Below are 12,086 nucleotides of genomic sequence, written 5' to 3'. Positions count from 1 at the left end.
CGTACTGGCAACTAAAGCGTGGTCAGCGGGTGCTGAGGGCCCAATCCCAGTACATTTCCCGCGCACGGCGTGCGATCGGGCCGACTTGAAACTGCGTATCCTCAAGTGCGGTGACCGGTGTAATTTTGTTCATGTTGCCAGTCATGAAGACTTCGTCCGCCTTGTGAAAATCATCAAATCCAAGGACCGATTCGTGCACCCTGACCCCGTCAGCGCGCAGGTTTTCGATATGGCGCGCGCGGGTAATACCGGCCAGAAAAGTGCCGTTGGGGATGGGGGTGAAAACCTCTCCGTCACGGACCATAAAGATGTTGGCAGTTGCGGTTTCAGCCACATTCCCCATGGCGTCGGCCACCAGTGCGTTCGTGAACCCCCTGCCGCGGACCTCTTTCAGCATGCGCGCGTTGTTGGGGTAAAGGCATCCGGCCTTGGCGTTGACCACAGCGGATTCCAGAACCGGGCGGCGGAACCGCGTGTATCCCAGCGTGACCGAGGCTGTCTCGGGCGCCATCGGGATTTCCTCAAGACAAATGGCAAAACCGGTGCTGTTTTCCATTGGAACGATGGCCGTCGCGTCGCCGTCGATACCCCAATACATCGGGCGGATGTAAACGGCTGCGTCCGGACCATAGGAGGCTAGCCCCTCCTTGGTGATCTCAACCATTTGCTCAGTCGTCACGAAGGGGGTCAGCATCAGGGCCTCGGCCGAGCGGTTCACGCGTGCACAATGCGCCTCAAGATCCGGGGCCATGCCGTCAAAATAGCGTGCCCCGTCAAAGACCGACGATCCCAGCCAGGCGCCGTGATCGGCGGCGCGCATGATCGGGGCATCCCCATCATGCCACTGACCTTCGAAATAGGTGCGGATATTCTTGCCGACTGCCATGACGCCCTCCCAAGCTTTTGCGCAACCTAGGAAGACGTCGCGGCAACGTCCAGCGCAATCAACCCTGTTTTGCGCCAACCATACCTACGATTTCGTAGGTCTGCCGCAAGATCGGGGCTGCAATTGCGCGGGCTTTGTCCGCGCCTTTGGCCAAAATCCGGTCAATCTCGGCCTCTTCTCCCATCAGGCGAGCCATTTCGGTTGAGATCGGCGATAGTTTTTCCACCGCAAGGTCGGCCAGCATCGGTTTGAATTCACCGAACTGCTTGCCACCGACTTCGGCCAGTACCTCTTCGGTGGTCTGATTGCTGAGGGCTGCGTAGATGTTCACCAGATTGCGGGCTTCGGGGCGTTCCGACAGGCCGTCCACCTCAGAGGGCAGGGCATCGGGGTCGGTCTTGGCCTTGCGGATTTTCTTGGCGATGGTATCGGCATCGTCGGTCATGTTGATCCGGCTCATATCTGACGGATCGGATTTCGACATTTTCTTTGATCCATCCCGCAGGCTCATGACGCGTGTGGCTGCGCCTTCGATCACGGGTTCGGTGATCGGGAAGAAATCAACGCCGAAATCGTTGTTGAACTTGATCGCGATGTCGCGGGTCAGTTCAAGATGCTGTTTCTGGTCGTCACCCACAGGCACATGGGTCGCGTGATAGACCAGAATGTCAGCCGCCATCAGCGACGGATAGGCAAGCAGGCCCAGCGAGGCGTTCTGCTGGTTCTTGCCCGCCTTGTCCTTCCACTGGGTCATGCGCTGCATCCAGCCCATGCGCGCGACGCAGTTGAAGATCCACGCCAGTTGGGTGTGTTCGGGCACCTGAGACTGGTTGAACAGGATCGACTGTTCCGGGTCGATGCCGGCGGCGATGAAGCCTGCACACAGCTCGCGCGTGGAATGCGCCAGCTCCTTTGGGTCCTGCCAGACGGTGATCGCGTGAAGATCGACCATGCAATAGACGGTCTCTTTCTCCGGTCCCTGCATGTCCACAAAACGCTTGAGGGCACCAAGGTAGTTGCCAAGATGCAGGTTTCCCGACGGCTGGATGCCGGAAAACACGCGTGGTGTGAACTGGGTTTCGGTCATCGAAGGGAACTCCCGTCTGGAAAAATCAGCCCCCGTCGCTTACCCATGAGGTTAAGGGACGTCAACAGCCGTGAAAGGCCAGCCCAATGAGCAGTGAGCATTATACACCCGCCGTGAACCCTTTGCCGCCTGTCGTGGTGGCTTTGACCCTGTTTATCATGGGGGTGGAGCTGGCATTTACCCTCGGTACGCGTGGAATAGTCGGCGGCCCCTCGGCAGTGGGGTGGCGGCTGGACGCGTTGCAAAGCTATTCTTTTTCGCCCGATATCTTCTACTGGATGATCGAGAACGGGCGCTGGCCGATTGAGCATGTCATCCGTTTCGTGACCTATCCGTTTGTCTCGGGCAGCTTCACGCAGGCCATTTTTGTCTGTGTGTTCGTGCTGGCAATGGGCAAGATGGTGGCCGAGGTGTTTGGCGGGGCTCAGATGCTTGTGATCTTCGTTTTGTCAGGCGTCGGCGGAGCACTGGCCTACGCGCTTTTGCTGGACCCCAACTATCCGTTGGTCGGGGGGTTCCCGCCCGTGTACGGCCTTATCGGCGCGTTCACTTGGCTGCTGTGGCGCAAGCTATCGCTGGTCGGGGAAAACCAATCGCGCGCGTTCAGCCTGATTGCAGTCCTGATGGGCATCCAACTTCTTTTCGGTTTGTTGTTTGGCGGCACGTCCGACTGGGTGGCCGATTTAGGTGGTTTTGCGACCGGGTTCTGCCTGTCTTTCTTTTTGGCACCCGGCGGCTGGGCGCGGATCGTGCGGCACATTCGCCGCGACTGATCACGACCGCCGCAACGCCTTTTTGAATTCAGACAGCTCAAAAGCACCAAGCAGGTGACCAAGGAAGAAATAGGCGGCTGCTGCAACTTTGATCGTAATGATCAGCGCCAGGTATCGCCATCCAGGTAGATCGAAGGTCCAGCTGAACAGATGAATGCCTGCATAAAGGATGGCACCCATGCCCAGCGACGCAGCAACGATGCGCCACGCCCGGTGTTTGAAGCGATCATCAAAGCGCGCCTCCTCACCCATACGCCGCGCGCCAAGGAACAGCAGGCCGACCATCACCCAACCGGCAGCCGAGGCCGCTATGGCCGGGGCAATCCATCCCACCAGCGGATAGAGACCAAAAGCCAGCACCGCATTCACGATCATCGCCACAACCGCATAGTGGAACGGTGTTCGCGTATCTTCACGCGCGAAATAAAGCGGTTGCAGCAGCTTTTGCAGCATGAATGCAGGCAAGCCAATGCCATAGATCGCAACGGCCAGCGCTGTGGCCGTGGTATCCTGAGCGCTAAACTGCCCGCGTTCGAACAGGACCGACACCAACGGGTTAGGCAAGATCACAAAAGCCACCGTTGAAGGTATCGTCAGCAACAGCGTGAACTCACCCGCACGTGAAAGCGCATTTCGGGCTCCGTCTTTGTCATCGGCCCGCAGACGACGAGACAGATCAGGTAGCAGCACGATCCCGACGGCAATGCCCACCACGCCAAGGGGCAGTTGGTAAAGTCGGTCTGCTGCGAACAGCCAGCTTACGGCCTTTTCGGTTTTCGAAGCCACCAGTTGCCCCACCACAAGATTGACCTGCGTTACCCCCATGGCCAGTGCGGCCGGAACGGCGATACGGACCATATGGCGCATTTCGGGGCTGAGCTTGGGAATGCCGGGGCGTATGCGATACCCTGCACGTTCGGTCGCCACCCAAACCAATGCCAGTTGCGCAACTCCGGCCAGCGGGATCACGGTGATCAGCCAACGGATTACCTCTCCGCCTGCGGCTGCTCCGGCGATGAGGGCGCTGCAAGCAAATATGTTCAGCAGCACCGGCGCGGCGGCTGCGGCAGCAAAGCGACCAGTGGCGTTCAGAACGCCAGAAAACAGCGCTGCAAGCGACATGAACAGGATGTAGGGGAAGACCACGTACCCGTAGCCCACCGCCAGATCGAACCTTTCATCGCCATAAAACCCCTCGGCCGTGATCCAGACCAACCCGGGCATGAACACCATCGCCAGCCCGACCAGAGCCAGAACGGCGATGGCAAGCAGGTTGAACGCGTCCTGCGCAAAGCCTTCGGGGTCTTCTTCCCCCTCCAGACGTTTTGAAAACATCGGTACAAAAGCCGCGTTGAACGCGCCTTCGGCAAAGAACCGGCGAAACATGTTGGGCAGGCGGAAAGCGGCGACAAAGGCGTCCATCACCGGACCCGGCCCGATATAGGCGGTCAGCAGGATTTCCCGTAGAAAGCCCAGTATCCGGCTGGCCAGGGTCCAGAAGCCGACTGTAAACAGGCCTGAAAACAGACGGATCTGCTTCATGAGGCCGCGCGCTCGGCGCCTTCGGTGATGGCTTTGCGCAGCTTATCCTCAAGCGTGCGCTGTTTGCTTTCCGAATAGTATTTCAGCCCGAACATATCCTTGACGTAGAACGTGTCCACCACCTGTTCGCCATAGGTCGCGATCACCGCGTTGGCGATATAGACATTGGCCGCCGCCAGCGTACGTGCCAGATCATACAGCAGGCCGGGACGGTCGCGGGTATCGACCTCGATAATCGTGTAGATTTCGGATCCATCATTGTCGAAGGTGATGTGGGTCGGCACGTTGAAGGCGCGTTCGCGTTTCTTGATCTTGTCGCGCGATTTCAACGCATCCTGCGCGACAACTTCGCCCCTCAGCGTCTTGTGGATCATCTGCGTCAAGCGCGGCAGGCGGCTGGATTCGAACGGCCGGCCTTCGGCATCCTGAATCCAGAACACATCGGTCACATAACCGTCTTTCGTGGTATAGCTGCGGGCGTCGACCACATTCGCCCCAACCAGTGCCAGGGCCCCGGCGATCCGCGCAAAAATGCCGGGGTGATCGCCCATCGCAAAGCAGGCCCGTGTCGCATCGCGGTCTTCGTCCGGATGTAGCCGGATTTCCATTTCGCCCGGGTCACCGCTGATTTCCAGTGATCGCAACATCTCGGCAAATTCTACGTGGGTCGAGACGTTCAAACCCTGCCAATACGGCGCGTAATGCCGGGCGGTTTCAGCCTTGAGGTCAGACTTGGACCAGTCTGCAAGCTCGGCCCGCAGCGCCTTTTTCGCCACGGTGCCGCGATTGGCGCGGTTCAGGTCCTCCATCCCCGTTTCCAGGGCGCGCTTGGTTTCAGCGTGCAGCGCCCTCAGCAGGGTGGCTTTCCAGTTGTTCCAGGTATTCGGCCCCACGCCACGAATGTCGCAAACCGTCAGCACGGTTAACAGGTCCAGCCGTTTGACCGTCTGCACCGCCTTGGCGAAGTCCCGCACCGTGCGCGGGTCCGAAATGTCGCGTTTTTGCGCCATGTCCGACATCAATAGATGATAGCGCACCAGCCATTCCACGGTTTCCGAGTCCGATTTGTTCAGACCTAGCCGCGGGGCAACCTTGCGGGCAATTTGCGCTCCAAGGATCGAGTGATCCTCAGCGCGGCCCTTGGCGATGTCATGCAGCAACAAGGCCACGTACAGCACCTTGCGGTTCACCCCACCTTTCAGGATCGACGAGACCAGCGGCAGTGTCTCGACCAGCTCTCCGCGTTCGATCTGGGCAAGGTTGACGATACACTGAATGGTATGCTCATCCACGGTATAGCTGTGATACATGTTGAACTGCATCATCGCCACGATCGGCTCAAATTCTGGCAGAAAGGCCGACAAGACACCCAACTCGTTCATACGCCGCAAGGCGCGTTCGGGGTTGCCGTGCTTGAGCATCAGATCAAGAAAGATGCGCCGCGCCTCTTTGTTTTCGCGCATTTCCTCGTCGATCAGGTTTAGATTGGCGCTGACAAGTCGCATCGCATCCGGGTGTATCAGCATACCCGTGCGCAAGCCTTCTTCGAATAGGCGCAGCAGGTTCAGCTTGTCCGACAGGAATGTCTCGGGGTCGGCTACATCCAGACGTCCATGCACCATCTTGTAACCCGCCTTGATCCGACGGCGTCGGCGAAAAATACGCTCAAGCAAAGCCTCGCCCTTCAGATGCGAGGCTTCGAGTTTGGTCAGAAAAATACGGGTCAGATCGCCGACATAGGTTGCCTCGCGGAAATAGCGTTGCATGAACACCTCAACAGCGCGGCGTCCGGCCCGGTCTTCGTAGCCCATCCTTTTTGCCACCTCGACCTGTTGGTCAAAGGTCAGCTGTTCGGTGGCGCGCCCCGTGACCAGATGCAGATGCGACCGCACGGCCCACAGGAAATCCTCGGCCTCGACAAATGTTCTGAACTCTTCAGGTGTGAACAGGCCCAGTGGCACCAGTTCGGCCACATCCTGTACCCCGTAAATATACTTGGCAATCCAATACAGGGATTGCAGGTCGCGCAAGCCGCCTTTGCCCTCTTTTACGTTGGGCTCGACCACATAGCGCTGGCCTTGCTTTATATGCCGTTTGTCGCGTTCCTTCAGTTTGGCTTCGATAAACTGACGCTCGGTTCCCTTGAACAGATCGGATTTCAAGCGTTTTTCCAGATCCGCCGCAAGCTTGGTGTCACCGGCCAGGTAACGCTGCTCCAACATGGCCGTTCGGATCGTGAAATCATCGGCACCAAGACGCAGGCAGTCTTTTATCGTGCGCGACGAATGGCCAACCTTCAGCCGCAAATCCCACAAGATGTAAAGCATGGACTCGATCACGCTTTCGGCCCATGCCGTGATTTTGTAGGGTGTCAGAAACAGAAGGTCTACGTCGGACGCGGGCGCCATCTCGCCGCGTCCATATCCGCCCACCGCCAACACAGCGATCTTTTCGCCTTGCGTGGGGGTGGCCAGGGGGTGCAGATCCTCGCTCGAAACCTTCATGGCGGTACAGACCAGCCCGTCAGTCAGATAGGTATAGGAACGGGTCAGCGGCCGCGCATCAAACGGGCGTTCGGCAAAAGCATCGGCAATCGCCTTGCGCCCAGCTTTCTGGACGTCACGCAGAATGCGCACAGTCTCTTGCCGCCGTGCGACATTGTCTGAAATTTTGTCGAAAGCATCCGACAACCGCGCCAGTACGGCGTTGCTGTCGAAAATTTCATCGGCCGGACAGATCAACTCACCCCTTGGGGCAAGCGTCAGAGCCGGAAGATCAGAAACCGGCACCGGAGAAGCTTTGTGGGGCAGGGTCAATCACTACTACCTGTTTATTCTGGATCGTGGCGACTGCCAGACCGCGTTCATTGGTACCGTTTGGCCGCAGGCGGAATATACCGCCGACACCCTGGAAACCGGCGTTTTGCGTCAGCGCCGAAGCGGTGAGTGCGTTAGACCTGCCTTGACTGACCAGGGCAGCGATTGCAGCGATACCATCATAGGCCAAACCGCTGATCGGGTGCGGGGCTTCGCCATAGGTATTGTTATACCGCTGCCGGTATGCCTGTGCCTTGGATGGGTCCGGCAGAGCAAACCACCCACCTTGTACACCCGGCAGATCCAATGTTTGTGGCGGGATGTCCCAGCGTGTTAGGCCGATAAACTGTGTGTTCGCCGGTGAAACGCCTGCTTCGGGCAGCAACTGCGTAAAAAGCGGCAATGCGCCGGCAGTGGTTGCTGTCAGAAACAGGGAGTCCGCACCAGACGCATCTACGGTTGCTTTGACTGACGGAACCGAGTTGATGACACCCTGCTGAGAACGGTCATAGCCCACCGAGCCCGCATTGTTCACGCGGCTGCCACCAAGTGCATTGGAAATGGCGGCTTGACCCAACCGCCCGGCAGCATCGTTGCTATGAACGATGACCATGTTCGATTTGCCTTGCGATCCGGCAAAACTGACAAGACGGTTGGCTGTATTGTCGAAAGTTGGCCCCAGCACGAACACATTGCCGCCTGCAATGCTGGTGTTGTTCGAAAAGGACAATACATTGACGTTGTTGCTCAGCGCCGCAATGCCTGCAGAATTTGCAGCCTGCGCATAGACAGGCCCGAGTATGATCTTTGCTCCGTCAGCCACCGCCTGCTGCGCAACCGTCGCAGCCGTATTTGAGCTGCCCCGCGTGTCATAAACGCGCAAATCGATCTGAACATTCGGCAAGTCCGAAATAGCAAGCCGAGCCGCGTTTTCCAGACTGCGCGCCAACGCCGCGTCACCGGCTTGCCCTGATCCCGCAGGTACCAACAAGGCAACAGGCACGGGGTCGGACGTGTCGATCGAAGGCCCGCCGCCAATGGTGCCGACTTCGCAAGCGGCCAAAAATGCGGCGGTTGCCAGAGCGGCGGCTGTACGCGCCAGTTTGCGAACGGGCTTGCAAAGGCTAAACATCTGAATGAAAACTCCCTGTCCGGGCGGCTAGGGGACCGCCACTCTGTTGCTCGGGATAATAAACGTCACGCTGTGAGGGTCCAGCTTTGAATTTCCAAAAAGTTAGTTTGGGCGCCGGCCTGTATTTTGTTGCCACGCCAATCGGGGCTGCACGCGATATCACGCTCAGGGCGTTGGACGTGCTGGCGTCGGCTGACGTTATTGCAGCCGAAGATACGCGCAGCCTGCGTCGTTTGATGGAGATTCACGGTATCCCACTGGAAGGCCGGCGTATTCAGGCATACCACGACCACAGTGGTGCCGCCGCGCGTGGGAAGGTTCTGGATGCGCTTGGGGAAGGAAAGTCGGTGGCCTATGCATCGGAGGCTGGGATGCCGTTGATTGCCGATCCCGGCTATGATCTGGGGCGACAGGCCGCGGAGGCCGGGCATCTTGTAACCTGCGCACCGGGACCGTCCGCTGCCTTGATGGCACTGACGCTTGCAGGGTTGCCAACGGACGCATTCTTTTTTGCCGGTTTTCTGCCAAACACCTCTGGCGCGCGACGAACCCGCATCGAAGCCTTGCGTGACGTGCCGGGAACGCTCGTGTTTTACGAATCGCCTAAGCGCGTGGCGGCCTGTCTTTCGGACTTGGCCGAGGTGCTGGGTGAAGACCGCAGCGCCGCGATGTGCCGCGAATTAACCAAGAAGTTCGAAGAAGTCCGGCGCGGGACCTTGGGCCAATTGGCGGCTGAATTGCAGGGCCAGACACTCAAAGGCGAGATTGTCTTGCTTGCAGATCGCGGGCATTCGGACTCTGTTAACGAATCCGACGTAGAAGAAGCTCTGAAACGGGCCCTTGAAACCCACTCGGTCAGGGATGCGGCGGATTTGATATCTGAGATGTTCAAACTGCCTCGACGACCGATCTATCAAAAGGCCCTGAAGCTCGGAAAGAGATGACATGACAGCGCGATCCGTCCGAAGCTCGGTCTCTTACCACGCAGGGCAAGCGGCAGAGCTGCGGGTTGCAGCCGACTACGAACGCCGCGGCTTTTCCATCGCGCATCGACGCTGGCGTGGCGCGGGTGGTGAAATTGACCTGATCGCACGCGACGGTGAAGACTTGGTTTTCATCGAGGTCAAGAAAAGCACCAGGTTCGACATGGCAGCCGCCCGGGTCAGCCAACGTCAGATCAATCGCATCTGCGCCTCGGCCGCTGCTTTTCTGGGCAGCGAGCCTCGTGGTCAACTGACAAATGTTCGGTTTGATGTTGCCTTGGTGGATGGCAGCGGCGCCGTTCAAATTATCGAAAACGCGTTCGGCACCGCGTGATCCCCATTGAACCCCCGGTCGCGCTGGGCCATGTAACGGGCGAGAAACTGAGGGACACGCCATGAAAATCGCCTTTCAGATGGACCCGATCGGGGCCGTGGATATCAACGCAGACAGCTCTTTCCGTCTGGCCGAAGAGGCGCAGGCCCGCGGCCATACGCTGTTTTTCTATAGCCCGGATCACCTCGCCTATCAGGAAGGACGGATTACCGCGCGTGGTCATGACATGAAGGTCCAGCGGGTTGCAGGCAATCCAGCCGTGCTCGGGTCTGAACGTGAAGTTGATCTGGCGGATTTTGATGTGGTATGGCTGCGTCAGGACCCACCGTTTGATATGCATTACATCACGTCGACCCATATTCTGGATCGCCTCAAGGGTAAGACGCTGGTGGTCAATGATCCGTTCTGGGTGCGGAATTACCCTGAAAAGCTGTTGGTTCTGGACTTCCCTGACCTGACCCCGCCGACAACGATTGCGCGCGACCTTCAGACGATCAAAGCGTTCAAGGAAAGGCACGGTGACGTCATTCTGAAGCCGCTTTATGGCAACGGCGGCGCAGGTGTGTTCCGGCTTGACGCAAACGATCGCAACCTGACCTCGCTGCACGAGTTGTTCACGGGTTTCTCGCGCGAGCCTTTGATTGTGCAGAAATTCCTGCCTGATGTCAGCAACGGCGACAAGCGCATAATCCTTGTGGATGGCGAAGCTGTCGGCGCAATCAACCGCGTCCCGGCCGCGGGCGAGACCCGTTCGAACATGCATGTGGGGGGTCGCCCGGAAAAGATTGGCCTGTCAGAGCGCGATCAAGAGATATGTGCTGCAATTGGCCCCTTGCTGAAGGAAAAAGGGCAGATTTTCGTGGGGATCGACGTGATTGGCAATTATCTGACCGAGATCAACGTTACATCGCCCACCGGTATTCAGGAACTTGAGCGGTTTGACGGCGTCAACATTGCCGAAAAGATATGGCAGGCGATTGAGGCCAAGGTCTAGGACGCGATCTTGGCGCTGATGCGAAAGCTCAGCGCCTCTGCGACATGCGGTCGTTTGACATCTCTTTCGCCATCCAGATCAGCAATCGTGCGCGCGACCCGCAGAATGCGATGAAAGGCGCGGGCTGACAGGCCAAAACGTTCGGCAGCTTTCAACAACAGCTCTTTCCCCTCTGCGTCCGGGGCAGCGATTTCCTCGAGAACGTTGCCCTCGACGTCAGCGTTCTGGCGGGTTGCGGGTGTGTTCTGGAAGCGATCGGCCTGAATTGACCGTGCCTGTTCAACGCGTGCCGCAACAGTGGCTGAACTGTCGCCTGAAGGCGGCAGGTCGAGGTCAGTAAACCCCACTGGGGGGACCTCAATCCGCAGGTCGAACCGGTCCATAAGGGGGCCCGATATTCGGCCAAGGTAGTCTTCGCCGCAAACAGGCGCGCGCGAGCAGGCGCGTGCGGGATCGGTCAGATACCCGCATTTGCAGGGGTTGGCCGCAGCCACCAGCATGAACCGGCAGGGGTATTTCACATGGGCGTTGGCGCGGGCCACCATGACCTCGCCGGTTTCGATAGGTTGGCGGAGGGTTTCCAGCACCGTGCGGGGGAATTCTGGAAACTCATCCATGAACAACACGCCATTATGAGCCAGCGAAATCTCGCCCGGCTTTGCGCCCTTGCCGCCGCCAACGATGGCAGCCATCGACGCGGTATGGTGTGGTTCCCTGAACGGGCGGCTGCGGCTGATACCGCCTTCATCCAGCAGCCCGCAAAGCGATTGTATCATCGAGGTTTCCAGCGCCTCGACCGGGGTAAGCGGTGGTAGAATACCGGGCAGTCGTGCAGCCAGCATGGATTTGCCGGACCCTGGCGTGCCGATCATGATCAGGTGGTGGCGCCCGGCGGCCGCAATTTCAAGGGCGCGCTTGGCCCGCTCTTGGCCTTTTACATCGCGCAGGTCTCGGGTGCTGGACGCAAGACTAACCTCTCCGGGTTTGGCCACAGGCAAAGGCGACTGACCCGAGAAATGGCGCACGACATCGCCAAGAGACTCTGCACCGATCACCTGAGTGGCATCCACCCAAGCAGCTTCGGCGCTTGACGCGCGCGGGCAAAGCAGGCTGCGATCCTCGGCCGCGGCAGTCATAGCCGCGGGCAGCGCCCCGAGGACGGGCACCAGTGAGCCATCCAACGACAATTCGCCCAGTGATACCGTACCTTCGGCGGCGTCGGCAGGAATGATTTCAAGCGCCGACAACAAGGCCACGGCGATGGGCAGGTCGAAATGGCTACCTTCTTTTGGTAGATCGGCGGGTGAGAGGTTTATCGTGATGCGCTTTGAGGGCAGCGCAATGGCCATCGAACTTAGCGCGCTACGGACCCTGTCGCGCGCCTCGGACACCGCCTTGTCGGGCAGGCCGACGATGGAAAACGCTGGCAAGCCCGGTGAGACGGAGCATTGCACCTCGACCGGGCGGGCATCGACACCTTGGAAAGCGACAGTGTGGGAACGGGTGACCATGAACGACCTTTTTGGTTAACAGGTCGTT

10 protein-coding genes are annotated in these 12,086 nt (G+C 58.8%); 4 read left to right on the top strand and 6 right to left on the bottom strand.

Translation table 11 applies throughout. The features are described from left to right. Nucleotides 1–22: 22 nt before the first annotated feature. Both AC2FIT_RS09865 and trpS read right to left on the bottom strand, forming a co-directional pair. Complete coding sequence (locus tag AC2FIT_RS09865; protein ID WP_496828990.1) at nt 23–886, bottom strand: branched-chain amino acid aminotransferase; 864 nt, start codon at nt 884–886, stop codon at nt 23–25. Between the two features lie 58 nt (nt 887–944). Further along, the gene (trpS, locus tag AC2FIT_RS09860; protein ID WP_496828988.1) at nt 945–1,973 is read right to left on the bottom strand and encodes a tryptophan--tRNA ligase; all 1,029 of its coding nucleotides are present in this window, start codon (nt 1,971–1,973) and stop codon (nt 945–947) included. Between the two features lie 86 nt (nt 1,974–2,059). Here trpS and AC2FIT_RS09855 point away from each other — a divergent pair, with 86 nt between their 5' ends. Beyond that, complete coding sequence (locus AC2FIT_RS09855; protein ID WP_496828986.1) at nt 2,060–2,746, top strand: rhomboid family intramembrane serine protease; 687 nt, start codon at nt 2,060–2,062, stop codon at nt 2,744–2,746. Here AC2FIT_RS09855 and murJ read toward each other — a convergent pair whose 3' ends face one another. From murJ to AC2FIT_RS09840, 3 genes are read right to left on the bottom strand one after another with little or no spacing between them, the layout of a single operon-like run. Beyond that, a complete protein-coding gene (gene murJ, locus AC2FIT_RS09850) occupies nt 2,747–4,288 on the bottom strand; it encodes a murein biosynthesis integral membrane protein MurJ (RefSeq protein WP_496828984.1) in 1,542 nt (513 codons plus the stop codon). After that, the gene (locus tag AC2FIT_RS09845; protein WP_496828982.1) at nt 4,285–7,104 is read right to left on the bottom strand and encodes a [protein-PII] uridylyltransferase; all 2,820 of its coding nucleotides are present in this window, start codon (nt 7,102–7,104) and stop codon (nt 4,285–4,287) included. Before AC2FIT_RS09845 ends, murJ begins: the two co-directional genes overlap by 4 nt. Beyond that, nucleotides 7,064–8,236, bottom strand: a complete 1,173-nt coding sequence (locus AC2FIT_RS09840) for a penicillin-binding protein activator (RefSeq protein ID WP_496828981.1) — start codon at nt 8,234–8,236, stop codon at nt 7,064–7,066. Before AC2FIT_RS09840 ends, AC2FIT_RS09845 begins: the two co-directional genes overlap by 41 nt. A gap of 86 nt (nt 8,237–8,322) precedes the next feature. Here AC2FIT_RS09840 and rsmI point away from each other — a divergent pair, with 86 nt between their 5' ends. The 3 genes from rsmI to gshB all read left to right on the top strand — a co-directional run bounded on the left by rsmI (nt 8,323) and on the right by gshB (nt 10,547). Further along, a complete protein-coding gene (rsmI, locus tag AC2FIT_RS09835) occupies nt 8,323–9,180 on the top strand; it encodes a 16S rRNA (cytidine(1402)-2'-O)-methyltransferase (protein WP_496828979.1) in 858 nt (285 codons plus the stop codon). 1 nt (nt 9,181) lies between these two features. Continuing rightward, nucleotides 9,182–9,553 carry a YraN family protein gene (locus tag AC2FIT_RS09830; protein ID WP_496828977.1) on the top strand — a complete coding sequence of 124 codons (372 nt, stop codon included), beginning with the start codon at nt 9,182–9,184 and terminating at the stop codon, nt 9,551–9,553. A 61-nt stretch (nt 9,554–9,614) separates the two neighbouring features. Continuing rightward, nucleotides 9,615–10,547: a glutathione synthase gene (gshB, locus tag AC2FIT_RS09825; RefSeq protein WP_496828976.1), complete on the top strand. Its 933-nt coding sequence runs from the start codon at nt 9,615–9,617 to the stop codon at nt 10,545–10,547. Here the strand turns inward: gshB and AC2FIT_RS09820 are convergent. Further along, nucleotides 10,544–12,058, bottom strand: a complete 1,515-nt coding sequence (locus AC2FIT_RS09820) for a YifB family Mg chelatase-like AAA ATPase (protein ID WP_496828974.1) — start codon at nt 12,056–12,058, stop codon at nt 10,544–10,546. The two genes, gshB and AC2FIT_RS09820, sit on opposite strands and share 4 nt — an antisense overlap. Nucleotides 12,059–12,086: the final 28 nt, after the last annotated feature.

The sequence above is a fragment of the Ruegeria sp. YTSA135 genome (assembly GCF_059610165.1).
This window is presented reverse-complemented; position numbering and strand designations above follow the sequence as displayed.

Coding starts and splice junctions, on each gene's coding strand:
- AC2FIT_RS09865 (WP_496828990.1), bottom strand. CDS start 886: ATGGCAGTCGGCAAGAATATCCGCACCTATTTCGAAGGTCAGTGGCAT.
- trpS (WP_496828988.1), bottom strand. CDS start 1,973: ATGACCGAAACCCAGTTCACACCACGCGTGTTTTCCGGCATCCAGCCG.
- AC2FIT_RS09855 (WP_496828986.1), top strand. CDS start 2,060: ATGAGCAGTGAGCATTATACACCCGCCGTGAACCCTTTGCCGCCTGTC.
- murJ (WP_496828984.1), bottom strand. CDS start 4,288: ATGAAGCAGATCCGTCTGTTTTCAGGCCTGTTTACAGTCGGCTTCTGG.
- AC2FIT_RS09840 (WP_496828981.1), bottom strand. CDS start 8,236: ATGTTTAGCCTTTGCAAGCCCGTTCGCAAACTGGCGCGTACAGCCGCC.
- AC2FIT_RS09830 (WP_496828977.1), top strand. CDS start 9,182: ATGACAGCGCGATCCGTCCGAAGCTCGGTCTCTTACCACGCAGGGCAA.
- gshB (WP_496828976.1), top strand. CDS start 9,615: ATGAAAATCGCCTTTCAGATGGACCCGATCGGGGCCGTGGATATCAAC.
- AC2FIT_RS09820 (WP_496828974.1), bottom strand. CDS start 12,058: ATGGTCACCCGTTCCCACACTGTCGCTTTCCAAGGTGTCGATGCCCGC.